Genomic DNA, 25,431 nt, shown 5'->3' on the forward strand with positions numbered 1-25,431 from the left:
TGGTGGCGATGGCTTCCTGAATGCCGATGAAATCGGCAACGTCACCCTGACCGGCTCCATCGAAGACGGCTTGGACAGCGGCAACGTTCAGCTGGTGATCACCGACGGCGAAGGTGGCTCCGTCACCGTCGACCCCGCCGATATCACTGTCGATGGCACTACTCTGACTGTCGCTGGCCAGAATCTGTCTGACCTCTCCGAGGGCGAACTCACCGCGACGCTGACCGTCACTGATGAGGCCGGTAATGCGGCCGAGTTCACGGATGCCACAACAAAAGACACCACTTCCCCGGGCGGCGAGACCGGCACCGATGCACCGGCCCTCACCATTGCGGAAGCCGCTGATGGCGTGAATGCTGATGAGCTGGCAGATGGCCTGCAGACCAGCGTCACGCTGACCGACGACACCCAGGCCGGCGATACCGTCACCGTAACCCTGGATGATGGTAACGGCGGCACCATTACCGGCGAAGCCACGGTCACTGCCGATGACCTCACCGCTGGCAGCATTGCCGTCGAGGTCACCGACGCCATTGCAGATGGCAGCTACACCGCCACTGCAGTGATCACGGATGATGCCGGCAACAGCTCGGCTGCCTCAGATCCGATCGCGGTCGTGGTTGATACCACTTCCCCGGGCGGCGAGACCGGCACTGATGCGCCGACGCTCACCATCGCGGAAGCCGCTGATGGCGTGAATGCTGATGAGCTGGCAGATGGCCTGCAGACCAGCGTCACGCTGACCGACGACACCCAGGCCGGCGATACCGTCACCGTAACCCTGGATGATGGTAACGGCGGCACTATTACCGGCGAAGCCACGGTCACTGCCGATGACCTCACCGCTGGCAGCATTGTCGTCGAGGTCACCGATGCCATTGCCGATGGCAATTACACCGCCACTGCAGTGATCACGGATGATGCCGGCAACAGCTCGGCTGCCTCAGATCCGATCGCGGTCGTGGTTGATACCACTTCCCCGGGCGGCGAGACCGGCACTGATGCGCCAGTCCTTACCATCGCGGAAGCCGCTGATGGCGTGAATGCTGATGAGCTGGCAGATGGCCTGCAGACCAGCGTCACGCTGACCGACGACACCCAGGCCGGCGATACCGTCACCGTAACCCTGGATGATGGTAACGGCGGCACCATTACTGGCGAAGCCACGGTCAATGCCGATGACCTCACCGCTGGCAGCATTGCCGTCGAGGTCACCGACGCCATTGCCGATGGCAATTACACCGCCACTGCAGTGATCACGGATGATGCCGGCAACAGCTCGGCCGAGTCCAACACGATTGCCGTGGATGTCGATGCGACTACTCCAGACGCTCCCTCTCTTGAGCTCGTCAACGACTCGAACGTAGATGGAGATCGTGTCACCAACGAGGGTGAGGTCCTGGTGTCTGGCCTGGAAGACGGCGCTACCTGGGAATACAGCGTCAACGGTGGGGTAGATTGGCAAGAAGGCACTGGAAACAGCTTTATCCTTGACGAAGCTGTTTACACCACCGGCGACGTTCAGGCTCGCCAAAGTGATGTCGCCGGAAACACCAGTGAGACAGGAGATTTGGAAGGCCTTACGGTTGACACCACTCCTCCAGTAACTCCCACCATCAGCCTGACCACTGATACCAATATTGATGGCGACAACATCACGAGCATCGGAGAGGTTACCGTCGATGGTCTTGAAGACGCCGCCACATGGGAGTACTCAATCGATGGTGGCAATACTTGGGAAATCGGCATAGGCGCGACGTTCGATCTGGATCAAGGCATCTACAATGATGATTCCGTTCAAGTCCGCCAGAGCGACCTGGCGGGAAATACGAGCGATATCGTGGCTTTGAATGTTGAAGTCGATGTCCTCGCACCGACCACCACCGTCACCATCGACGCCATCAGTGAAGACACCGGCACCGCGGGCGACTTCATCACCAGCGACAATGATGGCCTGACGATCACCGCCACGCTGGATGCGCCGCTGGCCGAGGGCGAGACCCTGCAGTACAGCAGCGATGGCACCACCTGGATCGATATCCCCGAGGGCAGCGTGACCGGCACTGCGGTCAGCTACGACAGCGGCCTCACCGAGTCCGCCACCGTGCAGCTCCGTGTGCAGGATACTGCCGGCAACACTGGCCCGGCGGCCTCGCAGGATGTCGTGATCGATGCGACCTCACCGAGCGCCGATGACAACAGCATCGCCTTCGACGATGGTGGCGATGGCTTCCTGAATGCCGACGAGATCGGCAACGTGACGCTGACTGGCTCCATCGAAGACGGCCTGGACAGCAGCAACGTTCAGCTGGTCATCACCGACGGCGAAGGTGGCTCCGTCACCGTCGACCCCGCCGATATCACCGTCGTGGGCACCACTCTGACTGTCGCTGGCCAGAATCTGTCTGGCCTCGCCGAGGGCGAGCTGACCGCCACTCTGACGGTCACTGACGACGCCGGCAACGACAACAGCTTCACAGCGGATAGCGTCAAAGACACCGCTGCGCCGACCACCACCATCAGCATCACTGGCATCAGTGAGGACACCGGTATCGCGGGCGACTTCATCACCAGTGACGATGATGGCCTGACCATCACGGCCTCCCTGACTGCGCCGCTGGCCGCAGATGAGACCCTGCAGTACAGCACCGATGGCACCACCTGGATCGATATCCCCGAAGCCAGCGTGACCGGCACTGCGGTCAGCTACGACAGCGGCCTCACCGAGTCCGCCACCGTGCAGCTCCGTGTGCAGGATGCCGCCGGCAACACAGGTCCAGCGACCTCGCAGGATGTCGTGATCGATGCGACCTCACCGAGCGCCGATGACAACAGCATCGCCTTCGACGATGGTGGCGATGGCTTCCTGAATGCCGACGAGATCGGCAACGTGACGCTGACTGGCTCCATCGAAGACGGCCTGGACAGCAGCAACGTTCAGCTGGTCATCACCGACGGCGAAGGTGGCTCCGTCACCGTCGACCCCGCCGATATCACCGTCGTGGGCACCACTCTGACTGTCGCTGGCCAGAATCTGTCTGGCCTCGCCGAGGGCGAGCTGACCGCCACTCTGACGGTCACTGACGACGCCGGCAACGACAACAGCTTCACAGCGGATAGCGTCAAAGACACCGCTGCGCCGACCACCACCATCAGCATCACTGGCATCAGTGAGGACACCGGTATCGCGGGCGACTTCATCACCAGTGACGATGATGGCCTGACGATCTCTGCCACACTGGATGCGCCGCTGGCCGAGGGCGAGACCCTGCAGTACAGCGCCGATGGCACCACCTGGATCGATATCCCCGAAGCCAGCGTGACCGGCATTGCGGTCAGCTACGACAGCGGCCTCACCGAGTCCGCGACCGTACAGTTCCGTGTGCAGGATGCCGCCGGCAACACAGGTCCAGCGACCTCGCAGGATGTCGTGATCGATGCGACCTCACCGAGCGCCGATGACAACAGCATCGCCTTCGACGATGGTGGCGATGGCTTCCTGAATGCCGACGAGATCGGCAACGTGACGCTGACTGGCTCCATCGAAGACGGCCTGGACAGCAGCAACGTTCAGCTGGTCATCACCGACGGCGAAGGTGGCTCCGTCACCGTCGACCCCGCCGATATCACCGTCGTGGGCACCACTCTGACTGTCGCTGGCCAGAATCTGTCTGGCCTCGCCGAGGGCGAGCTGACCGCCACTCTGACGGTCACTGACGACGCCGGCAACGACAACAGCTTCACAGCGGATAGCGTCAAAGACACCGCTGCGCCGACCACCACCGTCACCATCGATGCCATCAGTGAAGACACCGGTACCGCGGGTGACTTCATCACCAGTGACGATGATGGCCTGACGATCTCTGCCACACTGGATGCGCCGCTGGCCCAAGGCGAGACCCTGCAGTACAGCGCCGATGGCACCACCTGGATCGATATCCCCGAAGCCAGCGTGACCGGCATTGCGGTCAGCTACGACAGCGGCCTCACCGAGTCCGCGACTGTACAGTTCCGTGTGCAGGATGCCGCCGGCAACACAGGTCCAGCGACCTCGCAGGATATCGTGATCGATGCGACCGCGCCGTCAGCAGCGGATAACTCCATCGATTTTGTGGATGGTGGAGACGAAACGCTGAGTCTTGATGAGATCACCAGCGTTCAACTGACAGGGGCAGTGGAAAATGGCATCGATAGCAACGATGTCGTGATTACCATCACCGATAGCGAGAGTCGCTCCATTACCGTCGATGTGGCGGATATCACGATCACGGATGGCATCCTCAGCACCTCTGGGCAAGACCTTTCCGGTCTGGCCGAAGGGGAGCTGACCGTGACCATGAATGTCACTGATGCAGCCGGCAACAGCACCGACTTCATTGACACCACCACCAAGGACACCGTTGCAACACTCAGCACGGGCAGCACCGCTGTTACGGAGGATGCGCTCGGCGCTAGCGCCCCTGCAGCCACGCCAGCCTTGATGGCCTTCAGCTTTGCAAGCTTCGCTGCACTCCCTGCCTCTGACAATGATGCTGCGGTTGACGACACTGTCTCCACGGGCCAGCTGACCTATACGAATGTGTCAGATACCGCCTCCTTTGCTCTCGAAGTACCGACTGATACAACCCTGATTCAAGACGGTGTCGAGCTTGACTGGATCTTGAGCGAGGATGGCAAGACGCTCCAGGCCGTGAACAATGCTGGTGATATCGCCGATACTGTCTTGCAGATCAGCATCGATGATAGGGGTAGTTACACAACAGAGCTATTCTCCGAGCTGGACCACACTCTTCAGGGAGCCGATAGCCTGAACTTCTCCGTTGGTGTGGTATTGACCGATGGCGAAGAAGTGATTGACAGCAGTATCAGCGTCAAAGTTATCGACGACACTCCGGAGCTATCGAAGTCCTTCCTCCATCATGAAGTCACTGCCGCTGGCGGCGCTGTTGGAGACAACTTGCTTGGATCGGCTGGTTTTGGGGCCGATGGTGGCTATATCAGCAGCATCACTTTCGATGGAGTGACATTCTCCATCGAGCAAGATGCCCTGACTCAAGACTTCAATGTCACCACTTCCGGCGCATCAGAGCTTCTCGATCTTTCGACGCCCGCTTCGGTCACAAATGGTGGGATGACCCTGACAACTCTGCTGGGGGAAACCTTTACCCTAGACCTGGTGACGGGTGCCTATACCTATGATTATGACGGTGAGCTCGCCATTGTTGGTGATGGCAACACTTTGCCAACCCCCGCTATCAATCAGTCCGGCGGACTGCTGGGTATCATCAACCTTGATGCGCTTGGCTTGATCGATATTTCCGAGCAACAGGTCTTCACGGTCTCAGACCCCGATAACGACCTGACATCAGTTTCTCTTGAGTACTCCGTACTACTAAGCCTTACTGGTTTTGAGTGGGCTTACAATGATGAACTTGCCACCGAACTGGGGCTCCAAATCACGCCAACCTTTGAACCAGGCTTCTTGGGACTTGCTAGTTCTGCCACTCTTACTATCACACCGATTGAGGCAGGCAGTACCATGGATGCTCAAGCAGTCAATGAGCTTTTGGCAACCGTATTCCTGCCGAACTCCGTGCTAGGGCTGAATGTGATACCGACCGTGACATTGTCCGCCACGGATAGTGAAGGCACTGTCGATACTAGTACAACTGAGCTACTGGATCTGTCACTCCTGACTTCTGGTGGTTCAGGTGCCAATGTATTGACAGGTACCGACAGTGCTGACCTATCCACTCTGGTAGCACCGGCTGATACCAGCACTCGTCTGTATGGGTACGATGGCGATGACACCATCACGGGTAGTAATCAAGCCGACATTCTGCGCGGGGGAGCTGACAACGACTCAATGAATGGTGGCGCCGGCAGCGATCTGATGATCGGTGGCACCGGCAACGACACCATGACCGGGGGAGCCGGCATCGATATCTTCCGCTGGGAGGAAGGTCATGCGGGGACGGCTGGCGCTCCGGCTACAGACATCATCACTGACTTTGACCCCAGCGGACTCACTGCTGCCTCTCCGGGGGATATCATTGACCTGCGGACTCTGCTGCAAGGCGAGGGCTATGTGACGGCCGAAATAAGCAACCTGTCCCGCTACCTGAGTTTTGCTCAGCAAGGGGGCGACACGGTGCTGTCCATCAGCACGACCGGTCAGTTCGAGGGTGAAGCAACCGACAATGATTTGGCTGACCAGGTCATCATCTTTGAAGGAACGTCTCTCTTACAAGGGAGTGAAGATAGTGACGACTTGATCGCGCGCTTGATCTCGGAAGGTAAGCTGCTGGTTGATGAAGCGACCTCTACCACGGTTCTGGAGGACATCACTCGCGAAGTTGACCTGACCTTCACGGACGGTGATGGCGATTCCGTTCAAGGCAAGCTGGAATTCTCTGGTGATGCGCCATCGATTACGGACGATTCCAATTCAGCTCCGACCATCGTCGGGGCAAGCCAACAACTTCTAGGCTTGGTCGGCCTCGATGCGCTTGGCCTTGTTGACCTCTCACAGAATGCCCTCTTCGTGGCTGACGCCGATGGCAATCTGCAAAGTGTCACCATTGCCTTCTCCCCCTTGCTGAATGTGGACCTCAGCAGTCTGCTTGGTGCGCCGGAGTTGACAGTGAACACTGCACTTGCAGAGGAATTCGGTCTATCGGTGGAGACCACCAGCAGTGCGGGATTGCTGGGACTTCTGGCACCTTCGGCATCTGTCACCATTTCAGCAGTTGAAGGTGAGACGATCGACAACCTGCAGATCAATGAGCTGTTGAGCACACTCGACTTCAACCAAAGCGATCTTCTCAGCCTGAGCCTCCTTGACTATCTGACAGTCAGCGCCACGGATGATGATGGTGCCACCACATCCCTGTCACTTAGTTCGCTTCTGGACGCGAATGTCCTGGATAGTGGAGAAGGAAGCTCCGTCTTCATCGATGAGACTGGCGCTGATGTTCTGGATGCCAGCGCAGCGAATATCAATGTCAGCCTCTACGGCCTGGAGGGAGATGACACTCTGACCGGCGGCTCTGGCAATGATCTCCTCCGCGGGGGCGAGGGTAACGATACCCTGACCGGTGGCGCGGGCAATGACTTGCTATTCGGCGAAGCTGGCGACAATACCTTTGATGGCGGGCTGGGCGACGACACCATCGTGACCTCCACGCTTGATTTCTCCATCGATGGTGGCCTTGGCGAGGATACGGTGCAGTTCGACGGTACCGGTGAAAGTATCGACCTGAGTAGCCTGCTGGCCACGAATACGGGTACCAGTGAGATGCTGAATATCGAAGTGCTGGATATCAGTGACAGCAGTGAAACGGGTTCGACCCTGACACTGGATACTGATGTCGTGCTGAACCTTACCGATGACAATGACACCTTGCGTATCGAAGGTGACAGCAATGATTCCGTCCAAGCAGATGGGGCGGAAATGACGGGGCAGGAAGTGATCAATGGTGCCACCTATGACACCTACTCACTAGGCTCCGCGACCCTATACATCGATCAGGATGTAGCGGTCACCACCAACAACGCCTAAGCAGGAAAAGAACAAAACAGCCACCCGATAACGGGTGGCTGTTTTGTATGTCTGTACACAAGACGTTGAACATAATTCATCACGTCAGGACGACGGGATGACAGCAACAAGTCAACGGGACCAGGAGGCATGATGTCCCCATTATTCCGCTTTCCACTCTTGTGTGAGTGGAAGCGACTGCGCCAACCTCCTCATTCCCCGAGGTTGGCTCCTGCCGCTCTGATCGGTTTGACGCTATCACTACCGGCCACTGCCCAAACGAGTCGCGATCTCGCCGAAGTTTTGAGCGATGTGCTCAGGCATGACCCTCGCATCGAGGCCGCCCGGGCCAATGTGCGTGCCGCAGGGACGGAGATCGAGATTGCCGAGGATGGCTACTGGCCACGTCTGGAAAGCAGCGTCGGCACCGAGGACAACTTCACGGAAGGCGGGTATCGCATCACCCTGAGCCAGATGCTCTATGACTGGGGTCAGGTGGAAGCCGAGGTCGAACAACGCCAGGCCGAGCGTGATGTCGAGCGTGACACCCTGGATCAGACCCGCATGGAGATCGCCCAGGAGGCGATCACCGCCTATATCGATCTCGGGGCCAACCGCGCCATGATGCGCCGCGTACGTGATTACATCGAGAAGCTCGAAAGCCTCGAGACGCTGGCCAATGATCGCACCTTCTCGGGCTATGGTGACCGGGTCGAGCTGGACCGAGCCGCCGTCGACCTTGCCAGTGCGCGTGAATGGCTGGCACGCCTTCAGGGCGATGCTGATACCGCCCGACAGGAACTCGAGATTCTCAGTGGACGCCCCTTCCAGGGCGTGACCTTGAGCGCCCCGAAGCCACTGCCGATCGTGGCGGACCTGGCCCGCGACCCTGCCACTACCGATGCCGCCATCACCAACGCGCCGGCCTATCGCAGTCATGTCAGCCAGCAGAATGCCGCGCGCCACGCCTTGAGCCTGAGCGAGGCCGAGCGCTGGCCGGAATTGCGACTGGAGGCGACCAGCTCACGTTATGAGTCGAACGATGACATGGTCAGCGACTCCAGTATCGGCCTGCGCATCGAGGCACCGGTCTTTCAGGGCCTGACACCCCTCCGTCAGCCCGAAGCGGATCGCGCACGCCTGACCGCCGCCCAGTTCGAGACCGCCTCCACGGCCCGTGAGCTGCGCCGCCAGATCCAGCGACTGTCTGCCAGTCAGCCAGCGGTCGAAGCACGCATCAAGGCGCTGGATCAGCAGGCACGCAGCGGGGAGCGTCTGCGCAGCAGCTATCGGGACCAGTTCATCACCGGCTCACGCAATATCGAGGATCTGCTGACCATCGAAAGCGAGATCTTCGCGGCGCGTCGTCAGATGATCGAGCTCAACACCCAGCTGCTCACCGACCAATATGACCTCGCGACCCAGCTGGGCGCTCTGCCACTGGTCACCTCCCCCCTTCGCGCGCCATCCACCACTGCCGCGACAACTGAGATGACGAGTACTCACCTGTCTCATTCCCATCAGCCTGTCAGCCAGGGAGTCAGCCAATGAGCTCCGTACAGTCTGCCGCCGATACCCCGGTGGCCTCCCGACCCGACCCGCTGCTGGAGAGCGTTCGCCAGTTGCTGCGCCTGCAGGGCCACGGCATCGACCTCGAACGCCTGCGCCATGGCATGCCACTGACCAAGGGGCAGCTCGCGCCACAGGATCTGGAGCAGGCCCTGTCACGCCAGGGCATTGCCGCACGTCTGAGTCAGGCTCCCCTCGACGAGATTCCTGCCAGCCTGATGCCCTGCGTCGTGCTGCTGGAAGACGGCAGCAGCCGCGTCCTGCTGGCCCATGAGGCGTCGCATCAGTGGCCTGAAACGTCGAGCACCGACTCGAGTGCCGACACGAGCGACACCCCGGCAGACGATGATACGGAAGCAGCCCCCAGCGGCCCCGCCTATCAGTTGCTCGACCCGCTGTCCGGGGGAGAGTACTGGCAGCCACAGGCCGAGCTGAACGCCACATACGCCGGCATCGCGCTGTTCGCACATGGCGAGATCTCGCTGGATCGCGCAGAAGGTTACAGCCAGACCCGCCAGGGTCATTGGCTGACATCACGCCTCAAGTCCCATTGGCGAGTCTTCGCCGAAGTCGCACTGTCCTCGTCGCTCGCTGCACTGCTGGCCGTGGCCACGGCCCTGTTCGCGATGCAGGTCTATGACCGTGTGGTGCCGACCGGTGCCGTCGATACGCTGTGGGCGCTGGGTATCGGCGTGATTCTCGCCATCGCGCTGGAAGCGCTGTTGCGCGCACTGCGGGCGCAATTGATCGAGAACTCGGGCAAGAAGATCGATCTCGAGCTCAACGATCACATCTTCCGCCACGCCGTGCAGATGCGCCTGGCCTCGAAGCCGCGCTCCACCGGCGCGATGACCAGCCAGATTCGAGACTTCGATGCGATCCGCGAATTCTTCACCGCCTCGACCCTCGGCGCCTGTGGTGATCTGCCCTTCGCCCTGCTGTTCCTGGGCCTGATCGCCCTGCTGGGCGGTCCGGTGGTCTGGGTACCGGTGGCCGCCATCGTGTTGATGCTGATTCCCGTGCTGCTGGCGCAACCCTGGCTGTCACGCCTGTCCCGTGAGGGCATGCGCGAATCCGCGGTCAAGAATGGCGTATTGCTCGAGACCCTCGACAACCTCGAGAACCTCAAGGCCTGTCGCGCCGAAGGTCATGCCAGTCGTCAATGGCAGCGCCTGACCTCCGAGCAGACCCACCGTGGCGTCACCTTCCGCCATGCCGTCGCCTGGCTGACCAGCTGGGGCACCGGCATGCAGCAGGTGGCCTACGTCGGCGTCATCATTGCCGGTGTCTATCTGATCATGGCCGGCGAGTTGAGCGTCGGCGCCCTGATCGCCTGCTCGATCCTGTCGTCGCGCGCCATCGGCCCGACCCTGCAGATCAGCGCGCTGCTGAGTCGCTGGCAGCACGTCAAGGTGGCCAAGGAAGGCCTGGATGCGCTGATGGAGACCGATATCGAGCGACCCGGTGATCGCCGCTTCGCGCGGCTCGCCCAGGCTCGCGGTCACTATCATGCCGAAAATCTGCATTGGCGCTATGACGAGGAAGCGCCGGAGGCTCTGGCACTGGATCGCCTGAGCATCGCGCCCGGTGAACACATCGCGCTGCTGGGGGGCAATGGCGCCGGCAAGAGCACCCTGCTGCGACTGCTGGCCGGCTATTTCACGCCTACCAGCGGTGAACTGACCCTCGATCACCTCGCCCTGAGTCAGATCGACCCTGCCGACCGCCAGCGCGCCATCGGCTACCTGCCACAGGACATCAGTCTGTTCAGCGGCACCCTGCGCGACAATCTGTGCATCGACGGACGGGATGTCAGCGACATGCGTCTGCTGGAGGTCCTCGAGATGACCGGTCTGGGCGACTTCGTGCGTCGTCATCCGCTAGGGCTGGACATGATGCTGCATGATCGCCACAGCCTGTCCGGCGGCCAACGTCAGAGCCTCGGTCTTGCCCGCCTGATCCTGCAGGACCCGGTCGTGGTGCTGCTGGATGAACCCACGGCCTCGCTGGATCAGGCCACCGAGCAGCACGTCATCAAGACACTTGGCCCGTGGCTTGCCGGCCGCACCCTGATACTCGCCACCCACCGCAAGTCGCTGCTCAGCTGGGTCGAGCGCGCGCTGGTACTGCGCCATGGCAAGCGCGTCATGGATGGCCCGCTGGATCAGATCATGGCCAGACAATCCGCCGGCAAGACACCGGCCACCTCCTCATCTCGCCAGCGCCAGGAGGCCTCATGAGCCAGCGTTTTGACCCCGAACTCATCAAACGTGAGCTGGGCGCCCCGGACCAGAGACTGGAAAGCCACTGGTCACGTCCGCTGCTGTGGGCCAGCCTGCTGGTGATAGCGCTCTTCGTGGCGTGGTCCAGCTGGGCCGAAGTCAACGAAGTGGCCCGCGGTGAAGCCAAGGTAGTCCCCTCCTCGCGCCAGCAGACCATCCAGAGCCTGGAGGGCGGCATTCTCGACGAGATCATGGTTCGGGAGGGGGAAATCGTCGAGGCCGGTCAGCTGCTGGCCGCCATCGATGAAACCCGCTTCCGCTCGGCCTACATGGAGTCGCTGAGCCAGGCCCAGGCGCTGAGGGCGACCATCGGACGTCTGGAAGCCGAGGTACTGGACAAGGCCAACATCGAGTTTCCGGAGGAGGTGCGTGACAACGAGGCGCTGACGGCCACCGAGCGTGAGCTGTTCACGGCGCGGCGCAAGAAGCGTGACAGCGCCTTGAATGCGGTCAGCAAGGAGATCACTGCGGCCCAGCGTCAGCTCGCGGTGATCCGCCCGCTGGTCAAGCGACGTGCCGTGGGCGAGATGGAGATGCTCAAGCTGGATCGCGAGATCGCCGAACTCAAGGGCCGTCAGGCCGAGATCCGCAATACCTATCTGCAGGATGCCTACGCCGAGCTTGCCGACAAGAAGTCCGAACTGGCGACACTGGAAGAGACCACCGTGCAGCGGCGTGATCAGCTGGATCGCACCCGGCTGCTCTCGCCGGTGCGTGGCGTGGTCAACAACATCGCCATCACCACGCGTGGCGGCGTCATCCCGCCCGGCGAGGAGATCATGCAGATCACCCCGCTGGAGGACACCCTGGTGTTCGAGACGCGCATCCGCCCGCAGGATGTGGCCTTCATCGCCCCGGGCATGCCGGCCACGATTCGCATCAGCGCCTACGACTATGCGGTCTACGGCACGCTGGAAGGCAAGGTGGAGCGCATCAGCTCTGACACCCTGGAAGAGGAAACGCCGCGGGGTGAGGAAAGCTACTATCGCGTGCTGGTCAGCAGCGAGACCGCGGCGCTTGAGCACAATGGCCAGACGCTGCCGATCAAGCCGGGCATGGTCGCCACGGTGGACATCGAGACCGGCGAGCGCAGCGTGCTCTCGTATCTTCTGAGGCCCTTCACACGTCTGGAGCTGCGCTGACATCTTGCGAAAGTGCTAAATAACTCATCTCAACAGGATGAGCCTTATCCTTACCTGAGATATCATGCACGAAGCATTCACCGGACAACCCGGAGCGTCCGGTGAATCTTCGACTTACGATCGCCAATGCTCGTTGGCCGTCATGACATGAGAATGACCATCATGGACGAAATGACCATCCTGTCTGTCAATGCCCACCAAGATCTCAAGGATCACTCCCCCCTGGCGATCATGACGAGTGCTGAAGGCTTCACCCTGCTACTGGCCAAAACGCGAAGCGCCACGTATCTGGTGATCGCCCAGCACATGGGGCGCACCGTCTCCACGATAGAGCTCACGTGCGTGCGTTACGCGGAATTTGTCATTCAGCTGATTGATGATCACATTCGCCAGCACCCGGGCATTCAAGGCGACGAGCTCAATACGCATATCCTGCTCAAGGCCAGAGACCATCTTCCGCGCACGCCCTTGCCCGACGATTTCCTGGGCCCCACCGCCTGATCCTCTCAGCCGCCTGCCCTGCACACTGCCAGTTGGCCAACCCCTTGATATGGCGAATTACCTCGCATAATCGGCATTATTGAAGGTGGCGCTTGAGCGGCCCTGACGGGTGACTCGCCGACCGCTCGCGCGCAACCGCATGTGGCGGGTCCTCAGCAAGTCCCATCGAGATTCGTTTCCACGCGCGCAAAGGCTTGCCCTCTTGCCGACACCCCATCATCATCAAGGGAAAGACCGCTTCAACTTCAAGGACTTCCTCTTTGGCAACACGTCACTCCTCCGGCCTCTCTCCCCGCGACATGAAACAACAGCTGCTGGACAAGGCGCGTGCCCGTCGTACCCAGACCACCGCTCGCGTGGCGGACGACGCAGGCGACGATATGTTTGCCAGCAAGCCAACACCGCTGGTGATCAGCGATGACTTCGTGCGTTTCGATCGCCAGCCCGGTTATCAGCAGCTGAGCATGATGCAGCAGGCCGGTGCCGCCTTCGGCGTGCCGGAGCCCTTCTTCCGCGTGCATGAAGGCTGCGCTGGCGCCACCACGCGCATCGATGGGCGCGAGCTGGTCAACTTCGCCAGCTACAACTACCTCGACTATTCCCGTCATCCCGAGGTGATCAAGGCCGCGGCCGAGGCGGCGGCCCATTACGGTACCTCGGTGTCGGCCTCACGCGCCGTCTCCGGTGAGCGTCCGATCCATCGCGAGCTGGAAGCGGCGGTGGCGCGCACCTACGAGGTCGAGGATGCGGTGGTGTTCGTCAGCGGTCATGCCACCAACGTGTCCACGCTGGGCTATCTGCTCGGCCCGAAGGACCTCATCCTGCATGACGAGTGGATCCACAACAGCTCGCTGGTCGGCGCCCAGCTCTCCGGCGCTCGTCGCATGCCCTTCGCGCACAACGACCCGGACGCGCTGGAAGCCCTGCTCAGCAGTCAGCGCGGCAAGTTCGAGCGCGTGCTGATCGTCACCGAAGGCCTCTACAGCATGGACGGCGACGTGCCGGACCTGCCGCGCCTGATCGCCCTCAAGCAACAGTACCGCTGCTGGCTGATGGTCGATGAAGCCCACTCCTTCGGCGTGCTCGGGGAGCGTGGGCTCGGCCTGAGGGAGCACTTCGACATCGCTGCGCGTGACGTCGATATCTGGATGGGCACGATGAGCAAGACGCTGTCCGGCTGCGGTGGCTACATCGCCGGCTGCAAGGAACTGGTCAGCATGCTGCGCTACTTCGCGCCGGGCTTCCTCTACTCGGTGGGCATGCCGGCACAGGTCGCCGCCCCGTCGCTGAAGATCCTCGAACTGCTCCAGGGCGACGATGCCAGACAGCGCATCGCTCGCCTGCATGCCGTCTCCGGCTACTTCCTCACGCGCGCCCGTGCGCTGGGGCTGGATGTCGGGGACAGCCTGGGCGTCGCGGTGGTGCCTGTCATCCTCGGCAGCTCCCTGGTGGCCGCGCGCCTCTCCAACCAGCTGTTCGAGGCCGGCTTCAACGTCCAGCCCATCCTGCACCCCGCCGTGCCGGAGAAGAGCGCCCGTCTGCGCTTCTTCCTCTCCTGCGAGCACACCGAAACCCAGGTGGACGCCGTCCTCGAGACCCTCATCCAGCAGCTGAGCGACATCAAGGCAGGGCTCTGAGGGTCGTCAGTCCACACGTGACGGATCGGATCAGTTCTGCCAGTTCACACCCCAGAACGAAAAACGCGGCCCTGCTCTTCAGCGGGGCCGCGTTTTTGTCACGGGATCGTCATTACCGAAAATCAGTGCCTCAGTGACACCTCATTCGGTGAGGCTCAAGCCTGATCTCCCGAAAGCTCGCTCAACACCTGCTCGAACACCTCTTTAGGCTGGGCACCGTTCAAGGCGCTGCGACGATTGAAGACGAAGGTCGGCACGCTGGAGATGCCCATCTGCTGCCAATGGGCTTCGCGCGCCCTTACCTGCTGGAGGGCTTCCGGGTCGTCCAGCTGTGCCAGCCCTTCAGTGGCATCCAGCCCGACCGCAGCCAGAGAGTCCGCCATCACGGCGCGGTCCGACATGTCCTTCTGCAAGGTGAAGTAGTCAGCGTAGAACTGCATCATCAGGTCATGCTGCATGCCCTGTTCGGCGGCGTACTCGAGCAGGACGTGGAGCTCGAGGGTATTCACCATGCGCATGTCGTCGAAGAAATTGAAGACCAGGCCTTCCTCGGCTGCCAGTGCGGTCAGATTGCGACGTGCCTCGGCACTGGCCTTGGGCGTGGTGTCGTACTTTCGCTCGATATGGGCGCGCAGATTCTCGCCGTGTGCCGGCATGTCCGGATTCAGCTCGAAGGGCTGCCATTCGATCTCGACGCTATCTTCCAGGCCGAGTGACTGAATGGCGCTCTCGAGGCGCTTGTAGCCGATCACGCACCACGGGCACATCACGTCGGAGACGATGTCGATCTTGAGCTTGTCTTGCATGTCAGTTCTCCTGAGCGGTGAAGCAGCCTCCTTCACCCCACGTGAATAGTCGTGAGCGATTGCTCAAATTTTGCGCGTACTTTAGACCCGTCACCTTCGCAGGTCAAAATACTCTCAGGGTGCCTGCAGTGTCTCGAGGCGTCGCTCGTGGGCGCGCAGCGTGCCCCACACGATCGCCAGCCAGAAGGCGTAGACCATCACGCCGCTGGCCTGGGAGAACATCACCCAGGTCATCCCGAAGTCGAGGAAGGTCAGCGGCAGCAGCACGCCGGCGACAGCCAGTGAGCGCAATGTCAGGTCGTCGCTGTCCAGGCGACGATAGAAGAGTCGCAGCGGCACCAGATAGAGTGCCAGCAACGCCAGCAAGCCCAACACTCCACGCTTGACCCAGGCATCGAGAAACTCGTTGTGGGGATGCTCATAAGGTTGGACGTGGCGACTCAGCTCTCCCCGCTCGATCATCGCATCACGCGCCTCGGCATACCCCGTCTCGCCCCTGCCCAGCCACGGCTGCTCGGCGATCATCAGCAGAGCCCCCCGCCACATCTCGAGACGCGCCCCCGCGGAGGTGCCGGCATTGCGGTCCTCCACGTACTTCGTGACATCCGAGACACCGGCTTCGACACGTTGCTGGATACCGGTCGCCGGCGTCATCACCATCAAGGCGATCACCCCGGCACACATGAAGACGCCCAGCCTGAGCACACGGCGTGAAATCACCTCCCCATAACTGCGATACAGCACCCAGGCCGCGAAGGGAAAGCCGATCCAGCCGCCGCGTGTCCCCGACATCAACGAGCCGATGATGCCGAACGCCCCGCCGATCAGCAGCGCCAGTATCCAATAGCGCCGCCGGGCACCTGCCTGACTCATGGCCCAGCCAAGTCCCGCGAGACACATCAGCCCCATCAACATGCAGATATCGCCGAAATTGATGGTGTTGGTAAAGCCGCCGGCGCGGTGCACACCCCACACCAGCTTCTGCCACATCGCCCAGCTACCGGTCAGCACACTGCCGAGGATCAACCCACCCCACATCGCCCCCAGCGACGGAGGACACGACAACACGAGCAACAGCACCGGCACAGCCAGCAACAGGCGGATAGGCACGCCTGCCGTCTGCCACGCATCCCCCTGCAGCAGGATGCTCACCAGCAACAAGGCTGCGAGGCCCGCCATCACGCCGATGACGGTCATGTCCTCCTTGCCAGGCGCGCGCAGCAGCGTGCGCGGCTCGCGCAGCAACCCATAGCCACTGAGCAACACCAGCAGTGCCGGCCCGATGCTATAGCCAGAGGGCAGGACCAGACTGAGCAGACCGAACAGGAAAACGCCGCAGGACACGGGACGCGACGTCACCGAGGAAACATCGGCGTCAACGGGGGATGAAGCTGATCGAGCGAGGGAATCGTATGACGGCATACCTGGCCTTCCTGACCCAGTGATGACTCTATGAAGGATGGCACGAGCCACTCAAGCGCACGCTGCAGAGGGCTATTGAGGACTCCATGGGAGAGATAGCCTGACACAACTGCCCTCCTTCTTGGCATCAGGCACGCAGCATGAAAGTCTTCACCTATGCCCTCTCTACCCGGTGCCCTGTGAACCCATATGAAAACGCCGCATCACGAGGATGCGGCGTTGTATTTACGATCAAGAACCAGCGCTCAGAATCAATCGTTGCCGAACAGATCGCGGGTGTAGACCTTGTCGACCACATCGGCGAGCTCTTCCGCCATGCGATTGCTCAGAATGACGTCAGCTTCCTGCTTGAACGCCTCGAGATCCCGCATGACGCGTGACCCGAAGAAGGTGTCCTCTTCCAGTACCGGCTCGTACACCACCACTTCCACACCCTTGGCCTTGATGCGCTTCATCACGCCCTGCATGGCACTGGCGCGGAAGTTGTCAGAGCCGGACTTCATCACCAAGCGATACACCCCCACTACCTGCGGATTGCGCTTGAGCACGGATTCCGCGATGAAGTCCTTGCGCGTGGTGTTGGCATCGACGATGGCCTGGATCATGTTGTTGGGCACTTCCTGATAATTGGCCAACAACTGCTTGGTATCCTTCGGCAGGCAGTATCCCCCATACCCGAAGGACGGGTTGTGGTAGTGCTGACCGATGCGCGGGTCCAGCCCCACCCCTTCGATGATCTGCCTGGCATCCAGGCCATGTGATTCGGCGTAGGTATCCAGCTCATTGAAGTAGGCGACGCGCATTGCCAGATAGGTATTGGCGAACAGCTTGATGGCCTCTGCCTCGGTGCTGTCAGTGAAGAGCACATCGACACCCTGCTTGATGGCACCTTCCTTGAGCAGCCCAGCGAACACTTCAGCTCGCTCGGAGCGCTCACCGACGATGATGCGGGATGGATGCAGGTTGTCGTACAGCGCCTTGCCTTCGCGCAGGAATTCCGGCGAGAACATCAGATTCTGAGTCTGGAAACGCTCACGCGCCTCAGCCGTATAGCCCACCGGCACGGTGGACTTGATGACCATCACCGCATCAGGATTGATGTCGCGCACATCCTGAATCACCGCTTCAACACTGGAAGTATTGAAGTAGTTGGTAGTGGTGTCGTAATCCGTCGGCGTCGCGATGATCACGAAATCGGCACCGCGATAGGCCTCTTCCTTGTCGAGGGTAGCGCGGAAACTCAGATCTCCACGCGCCAGAAACTCATGAATCTCATTATCGACGATAGGTGAGATACCACGGTTCAGGCCCTCCACCTTCTCCGGCACGATATCCAACGCGACGACTTCATGATGCTGAGACAGCAGCATGGCGTTGGAGAGACCGACATAACCCGTGCCTGCGATGGCAATTTTCATATTAACCTTATTCCTATTACTAATGGTCACAGTACAAATAACTCGTTAAGGATGCAATTATACAGAGTTTTACACGAAACAGAAAAATATAGCCACACTAACTCACTTTCCAACCTCCGAATAAGTTATTTAAAACCTTATTTCTTTCAATCATTATAAAAATAATAAAGGATATAGCGTAAGTCACCAATACAATAGAGACATAATAAATAAATGAATTACTGACAAATAAGTCCAAATAGTAGGAAGAAATTATTAATACGGGCTGATGAAATAAAAAAACAACAAGTGAAGATCTGACTAGGAAATTGACTAATTCAGACTTTTTGAATCTTTCAGAACTAAATACCTTAAAAACCAAAAGGGAGAACGAAAGACTTGATATAAATTGCAAAGGGACGATCGCCACCTTAAACATGAGAGGAACTACTTTATCAAAACCATTATAAAACTCAATACAATATATTCCGATTAAAGAACTAACAAGGAAAAACAACAGGAACTTAATCCTTAACTTGGAAATTGTATCGCGAAAACCATAGTTAAGAAATAATAAGACCCCAAGCAAAAAGTAAGGAATATATTTCATTGGAGTAGTAAGAAAATAAGAAAATAATTTAAAGCCATTTCCATCGCCTAAAACTAACGAAGCTAGAACATTTATAACTCGCGGGATATATAAAAAAATAACGCAACTTAAAAATACAAGTATAACTGAGACTATAGAAAGTTTGTTTGTTTTTAAGTCTCTAAGATGGCTAAGAGCTTTTCTTGGCAAACAAATAAATATAAAAGAAATAACAAACAAGGATATCAAGAACCAAGTATGAGCTATGTAACCATTAATATTATACAAAGCAGAAAAGTCTATCTCACCGTTAATATAAAGAAAAATAACTTGAATCGGGTTAATGAATAGCACCGTCATTATAAGAGGGATTAAAAGCTTCTTTAAACGCCCAATAAAAAAATAATTATTGCCTTTCTTAATCAAGACGAGTGCTGAAAAAAAACCAGATAATGAAAAGAAAGCTTCCATTCGAAAATAATGTGTTAAATGCACAACAGAATATAATATCGGGAGTGTATGTTCGTAGCTATTATATCCCCAAGGATTTGGCCCAATAACCAATGAGGCATGATATAAAACCCCAGCTAGCATAAGTATAGATCTTAGTAAGTCTAACCCATGTAATCTCACGGCAATCACTTCCATACCTTATTAACGAAGTTTGATCAATCCAAAAATTAAAATCTCAGTAGTGCACAAGGCCAAACTGAGTCAAATCAAAATTCAATTCAGCTTGGCCTCGGCTAAATAGACTTAATTAAATCTCATAAATTACTTAAAAGTATTAAGTCATTTTAGGTTATAAAATTTTTTATACCAATCAATAAATCGAAGAGTCCCTTCTTCTACCCCGACTTTCGGACGATAGCCTGTCGCGGCAAAAAAATCTTCAGTATCCGCCCAAGTTTGAGAAACATCCCCTGGCTGCATGTCCATATAGTTTTTCTTGGCTTCGATACCAGTCGCTTTCTCGACGGCACTGATGAAGTCCATCAGCTGAACCGGGCTACCATTGCCGATATTGTAGAGGGCATAGGGTGCAGGGCTTTCATCCGGCGCAAGGCCCTCCGCTGCAGATTTCTGACCAGCCTGGGGAACGACATCCTTGATGCGAATGATCCCCTCAACGATATCGTCAATGTAAGTAAAGTCACGCGATAGATCGCCGTGGTTATACACATCGATGTACTTGCCTTCGAAGATGGCCTTGGTAAACTTGTACATCGCCATATCTGGGCGACCCCAAGGGCCATATACGGTAAAGAAGCGCAGGCCAGTCGTCGGAATACCATAGAGGTGAGAGTAGGTGTGCGCCATCAACTCATTGGACTTCTTGCTCGCCGCATACAGGCTGACAGGGTGATCCACACCATCCTTGGTAGAGAATGGCACCTTCGCATTCAGGCCATACACGGAGCTGGAGGAGGCATAGACCAGATGCTCGATCTTGTGATGACGGCAGCCTTCCAGGATGTTCAAGAAACCCAGCATGTTGGCATCCGCATAGGCATGCGGATTTTCCAGCGAGTAACGTACTCCCGCCTGTGCTGCCAGATGGACCACATGTGAGATCTCATTGTCAGCAAACACTTTCTCTACCGCCTCGCGATCCGCAAGGTCAAGCTTGAGGAAAGTGAATCCAGCGTGCTGCTGAATGAGTTCGAGACGGGCCTCTTTCAAAGAGACATCGTAGTAATCATTCAGCGAATCAATGCCAATGACATTCTGACCTGCTTCCAGTAGACGCTTGCTGACTTCAGCCCCAATGAAACCCGCAGCTCCAGTAACCAATACTGACATCATTTTTTACTCTTCTTGGCAAGAATTTCTTCAGCGACATCAAGATAACGCTGAATCACATATTGTTCGTCAAATTTCTCTTCAGCCAGCTTTCTGGAGTTAGCCTGCATCTCTGCCAGCTTTTCGTCAGACAGATTGATGACCTTTTCCATGGCCTCTTTCAGAGCTTCTGTATCGCGTGGCGGCACTAGGAAGCCATTGACTCCTTCGATGACAACATCGCGGCAGCCTGGTGTATCTGTAGTAATAATAATTTTACCAGCAGCTGCAGCTTCCAGAAGGCTACGTGGAGTGCCTTCGGGATAATATGAAGGCAATACTACACAGTCTACTTTCTCAAGCACTTCTGGCATATCATTACGCATACCCAAGATATTTATATTTGGTATATGTGAAAATGGGGTTATTTCTTCACTAGGCACTCCCCTAGGTGAGCTGTCCGGGACTCCTGCAAGTGAGTAGCATGAGTTTTTATATATATATGATAGATGCTTAGAAGATTCTAAGTACTCTATAACGCCTTTAGTGTATAAAAGTCTAGCAGCCATAATAAACCTACGACAACTAGAAAAACTTTCGTTGTAGGTAAATTTATCTAAATCTACTCCAGAACCAGGTATAAGCTCTGCTTTAGCTTTATGAATATAATCCTTGCTCTCAAACTTCTGCATATCTGAGCTGTTCTGAAAAAAGTTATAATCAACTTTTTTATAAAAAAACTTTACGGCGAACTTATACAGCACTCCCTTAAAACCATTAATCTTTGAAGCGTCCCCAACACCAGAAATGTTGGTGATTATTTTTTTTCTTAGTAATACACAAGCAATGGACGCGTATAGATTTGTTTTAGGATTAAAAGAGAATACAATAGTCGATTTGCTTCTATATAAGGTATATATTAGCTTTACAAGTGTATGTATTTCATTAATTAGCCTAGTACTTGAGGCTGTAAGCGGAATACTTACATGATGAATATTATTAATATTAAGCGTACCAGGCGCCGTAATACAAGTAACATTGTAAGTCGCTGAAAACCTTTCCAATGTGTTATATCTAAAGTTATTCAGATACCAAGCGGAATTAGCTACGAATGCAACATTCACTTTTTTATTTGACATGCCAGTACTCTCCCAGCATTTCATCATCTTCTTTATTATTAAACGGCTCGTAGCCAGCGCCGGGATAAATAGTTATTTCACCAAAATAAACATTCTTATGATCCGAATAAAGGTCTACACGTAAAAAATCAAAACCATGAGCAATTAATTCAGCAACTTGTAACATATCCTGATAGTTATCCGGCTTTGTTAAATCGGATTGATCTAGCCTCGGGTGACTATAAGTAACAAAAGTTTCATGCCAGTCTGATGTAAGTATATTCCTAAAATGCTCTGTAAATCTACCAGTATCTATTTGTAAATATTTTACTTTCCCATGATAGACAAAGAATTTATAATCGACAGGCACAAACGCATCAAAATCTAAAAATTCTTCTATAAAAAATACTGGAGTGATTTTACCGTAAGCCTTTTCACCTAAAACGCTTGCTTGATCATGCTTATACCATCGTTTAAAAATTTCATTTAAATTTTCTACTGATGGATGGTTAGAGTTCCTAACGATAATATTCATACGACTACCATGATTAGCTTTTATGACGTAATCAGATGGAAGTTTTTCGAAATTAATATCGTGCGCGTTATTACCCTGCCATAATATATCAGGCACCATCACTTTATTTGTTCTTGATTTAACAAAATCTTTGGACGCCACTTTATCTGCTAGTAAAGAGTAGTCATTGTTATCATTTAGCTTCCTCCATAATATCTTTTCATTAAAGCTAGTAGGGTTACTTAACTTAGGAAACGATCTTAATTTTAATATATATAAAATTATCACTCGATATTTAAAAGGTATTAGTGCTACTACCCCTCCAAAGAGATTATATTTCCAACCTGCTATAGAAAAATTTTTAAAAATCATCCTTAATAACCTTATAATATTGGGTAGATATCTCGCTTACTGAATATTTCTTAACACTATTAGAGATTGAGGCTTGGTATTTGTCGCACAGGTAGTCCTGTTTACTACAGCTAGCTTTAATAGCCTCATACATGCCTTTATAGTCACCGACGTTAAATAAGTAACCATATTTCGCATTTACAAAACTATCAATACTATCACTGTTGTGGCCAATTAACTCTCTTGGCCCACTAATACAGTTACTATGTATTGGGATACATCCAAAATACATTGCCTCTACTAACGTATTAGGGAAGCCTTCTGCTTGTGACGCTGATAAGTAATAATCAGCTTCCTTGTAATATACGTATGGATTTTTTTTAAACCCCAAAAAACTAATTTTATCAGCTATACCAAGTTCTACAGATAAATTCTTTAAACGTAACAGTTCTGGGCCTTCCCCAAGAACATTAACTTCATAATCAATATCTGATAAAGACAGTGCTTTTAAAGCAACATCCACTGATTTATGTTTTGTCAACCTACATACTATTAAGAATTTAATTCTATTAGTCTTTTTAGCAGTAATTATTGTTTCGTTAGCTTGCGTATCCATACTAACAAAATCGTATGGATTATGTATTATTTTATATTTCTTAGGTCTATTTTTGAAAAACGCTAAGTAATCCTTATACATATCTTCTGACTTAAAGATATGAAGATCAGCATATTTAAAAATATAATCCAATGAGCTAATTTTAACTTTAGCTAAAAAGCCACTGTTTGCTGAAGAATTAGAATAGGCTACACAATGAACTATCTGGCATGAATGTTTACCGCCTATTATTTTCGAAATACAATTCAAAATATTAGGCACATCTAAATGAGATTGAATAATATTATATTTACTCTTTAACAACGAGTTAATTGCTTTTATTAATTTCAAAGGAAAGAAAATATCTTTATCTAACCTTAATACCTTATATCTCGTTGTTGCACTGTAGCTGACCTCATCTTTTAAAAGATACAAGTCTAAATTTTCATCATTACTTAACTTGTAATCCCATAGGATAGATACAACTTTTTCTGCTCCACCTCTAGATAAGGAATTAATAATTATAGCTGATTTCATATTAAAAAAAACCAAATAATAAATTATCATACGGAAGCCATGCTTTTTCAGCCCAAACTGAAAAATATAGCCAGATATTTAACTGTAATACAGAGAAAATAATTGCGCTAAGATAAATTATAATTTTATCGAAGTGCAGCTTAATATTCATTGCTAAACTAGCAAAAATAACTCCTTGTGCGGGAATTATATAAACAGAAACTCTATCTCCTATTATTGAATCTATTTGCGTAAGCAAAAAACATAATATATACAATATAAAGCTTGCTTTCATAAAATAAAAGTATGGTGTCGATTTTAAACTTTTATACTTAATTAAAAAGAGAGAATAAGGAATCGAATACAATAATAGCCTAAAATAAACACCATTCGAATTTCTAGAAACCTCTTCTGTATAAAAGAAGAACTTATCGATAATTCTTGGAGCTAATATTATTAGTAATAGAAAAACTATACTAGTTAACGAAACAAATATTCTAGGTGAGATTTTATTCTTTTTAATATATATATAAATACAAATTAGAACAGAGAAGACTGCACTTGAATGAGATAATAAAGCGGCACATGAAAAAAACAATGCTGTTTTGTTTTTATCTTTCAACAATAATTTAGTAGCGATCAAAAAAAAACCAATAGCCATTGATTGTCTACTAAAATTAGGTCCAGCAACTACTAACAAATATGGTGTAATTGCAATTAAGTAAAGTTCATACCTTTTTATAACCTTAGTAAAAGAAAAGAAAATACCATAACAAAAAATTATAGCACAAACTAGATTCACAAAGTAAATATCAAGACTAAGACTATGTCCGATAAATGTTATTAATCCATACAGGGCATCTGTACTACTAACATTTTCACCGAACGTGAAAAAATTTGAATTTAGATATAATTTGAGATAGTTGTTCCAATCAGCACCAATACCCTCACGTAAGCCAATAAAAATTGATGATATAAAAAATCCCGAAAAAAGTATAAACTTTGTTCGGTCTAACTTACTGAAATATCCAATAAGAAAATTTAGCAACAAATATAAGTTATACGTCAACAATTACATCACCTTCTTATCACATCGTAAGTGAAATACATAACATCCACTCTAAGCTAATACTTAGACCCATATAGCTTATTGCTCATCTACTAATGAATCCAGACTATGCAAGCAAAACGGATAAGGGTCTTGCTCGTCAATTTAGGAACATTGTCTCAACTATCAGTGCTTACTGGTATAATTATAATGCCCAAGATCGTTCACAAACACGCCATAATAGCCAAGTGACTCTGACTTACAACAAATTGGTTGGCAATCGCTGCCCGTGAACTGATAGGTTTGTACGAAAAGCCATTTTGCTAATGTGATCCATCTGTATCCGAATAGATGCAGTATGGCAGCACGCTACAAAATCTATGATAGCCAATGGCAGTTGATCGACAATATTGTATCACTAGCTCAATCGATGGGCAGGCTCGGGAAAGACGACATACAGATGCTGAACGGAGTCTTTTGGGGCCTATGCTGGCTCATAAGTGGTGTGCCCTTCACGACGTTATGGCCCTTGGAGTACTACTGCCTACGCCAAGTTTTGACGATGGCTTGATGACGGCACCTTGAGCCGGATTTATCGTATCTTCACCTTCGGCGATGTAAG

At 53.8% G+C, this 25,431-nt stretch carries 15 protein-coding genes; 6 read left to right on the forward strand and 9 right to left on the reverse strand.

Annotated elements, in window-relative coordinates:
* Positions 1-70: 70 nt before the first annotated feature.
* The 6 genes from QD172_RS13740 to QD172_RS13765 all read left to right on the forward strand — a co-directional run bounded on the left by QD172_RS13740 (position 71) and on the right by QD172_RS13765 (position 14,671).
* On the forward strand, positions 71-7,561 hold the full coding sequence (locus QD172_RS13740; RefSeq protein WP_279856015.1) for an Ig-like domain-containing protein: 7,491 nt from the start codon (positions 71-73) through the stop codon (positions 7,559-7,561).
* A gap of 282 nt (positions 7,562-7,843) precedes the next feature.
* Positions 7,844-9,091: a TolC family protein gene (locus QD172_RS13745; RefSeq protein WP_279856016.1), complete on the forward strand. Its 1,248-nt coding sequence runs from the start codon at positions 7,844-7,846 to the stop codon at positions 9,089-9,091.
* Positions 9,088-11,349, forward strand: a complete 2,262-nt coding sequence (locus QD172_RS13750; RefSeq protein ID WP_279856017.1) for a type I secretion system permease/ATPase — start codon at positions 9,088-9,090, stop codon at positions 11,347-11,349. The genes QD172_RS13745 and QD172_RS13750 overlap by 4 nt, the downstream gene beginning before the upstream one ends.
* Positions 11,346-12,533 carry an HlyD family efflux transporter periplasmic adaptor subunit gene (locus tag QD172_RS13755; protein WP_279856018.1) on the forward strand — a complete coding sequence of 396 codons (1,188 nt, stop codon included), beginning with the start codon at positions 11,346-11,348 and terminating at the stop codon, positions 12,531-12,533. The genes QD172_RS13750 and QD172_RS13755 overlap by 4 nt, the downstream gene beginning before the upstream one ends.
* Before the next feature lie 153 nt (positions 12,534-12,686).
* Positions 12,687-13,034 (forward strand): hypothetical protein, encoded by a 348-nt coding sequence (locus QD172_RS13760; protein ID WP_191237306.1) that lies wholly within the window; start codon positions 12,687-12,689, stop codon positions 13,032-13,034.
* Positions 13,035-13,333: 299 nt separating this feature from the next.
* Positions 13,334-14,671 carry an aminotransferase class I/II-fold pyridoxal phosphate-dependent enzyme gene (locus QD172_RS13765; RefSeq protein WP_279856137.1) on the forward strand — a complete coding sequence of 446 codons (1,338 nt, stop codon included), beginning with the start codon at positions 13,334-13,336 and terminating at the stop codon, positions 14,669-14,671.
* Positions 14,672-14,826: 155 nt separating this feature from the next.
* Here the strand turns inward: QD172_RS13765 and QD172_RS13770 are convergent, their stop codons facing one another.
* The 9 genes from QD172_RS13770 to QD172_RS13810 form a co-directional block, all read right to left on the reverse strand.
* Positions 14,827-15,477, reverse strand: a complete 651-nt coding sequence (locus QD172_RS13770; protein WP_176494474.1) for a DsbA family oxidoreductase — start codon at positions 15,475-15,477, stop codon at positions 14,827-14,829.
* Between the two features lie 114 nt (positions 15,478-15,591).
* The gene (locus QD172_RS13775; protein ID WP_279856019.1) at positions 15,592-16,821 is read right to left on the reverse strand and encodes an O-antigen ligase family protein; all 1,230 of its coding nucleotides are present in this window, start codon (positions 16,819-16,821) and stop codon (positions 15,592-15,594) included.
* Between the two features lie 329 nt (positions 16,822-17,150).
* Complete coding sequence (locus QD172_RS13780; RefSeq protein WP_279856020.1) at positions 17,151-18,317, reverse strand: nucleotide sugar dehydrogenase; 1,167 nt, start codon at positions 18,315-18,317, stop codon at positions 17,151-17,153.
* 97 nt (positions 18,318-18,414) lie between these two features.
* Entirely contained in the window at positions 18,415-19,533 is a 1,119-nt protein-coding gene (locus tag QD172_RS13785; RefSeq protein WP_279856021.1) for an acyltransferase family protein, read from the reverse strand.
* Positions 19,534-19,677: 144 nt separating this feature from the next.
* The gene (locus QD172_RS13790; protein ID WP_279856022.1) at positions 19,678-20,688 is read right to left on the reverse strand and encodes an NAD-dependent epimerase; all 1,011 of its coding nucleotides are present in this window, start codon (positions 20,686-20,688) and stop codon (positions 19,678-19,680) included.
* Complete coding sequence (locus QD172_RS13795) at positions 20,688-21,806, reverse strand: glycosyltransferase family 4 protein (RefSeq protein ID WP_279856023.1); 1,119 nt, start codon at positions 21,804-21,806, stop codon at positions 20,688-20,690. Before QD172_RS13795 ends, QD172_RS13790 begins: the two co-directional genes overlap by 1 nt.
* Positions 21,796-22,671 carry an ATP-grasp fold amidoligase family protein gene (locus tag QD172_RS13800; RefSeq protein ID WP_279856024.1) on the reverse strand — a complete coding sequence of 292 codons (876 nt, stop codon included), beginning with the start codon at positions 22,669-22,671 and terminating at the stop codon, positions 21,796-21,798. The genes QD172_RS13795 and QD172_RS13800 overlap by 11 nt, the downstream gene beginning before the upstream one ends.
* A complete protein-coding gene (locus tag QD172_RS13805; protein WP_279856025.1) occupies positions 22,661-23,782 on the reverse strand; it encodes a glycosyltransferase in 1,122 nt (373 codons plus the stop codon). Before QD172_RS13805 ends, QD172_RS13800 begins: the two co-directional genes overlap by 11 nt.
* Position 23,783: 1 nt before the next feature.
* Positions 23,784-24,833: an EpsG family protein gene (locus tag QD172_RS13810; protein ID WP_279856026.1), complete on the reverse strand. Its 1,050-nt coding sequence runs from the start codon at positions 24,831-24,833 to the stop codon at positions 23,784-23,786.
* Between the last annotated feature and the right edge of the window lie 598 nt (positions 24,834-25,431).

The organism is Cobetia sp. 10Alg 146, assembly GCF_029846385.1.
Taxonomy (GTDB): domain Bacteria; phylum Pseudomonadota; class Gammaproteobacteria; order Pseudomonadales; family Halomonadaceae; genus Cobetia; species Cobetia marina.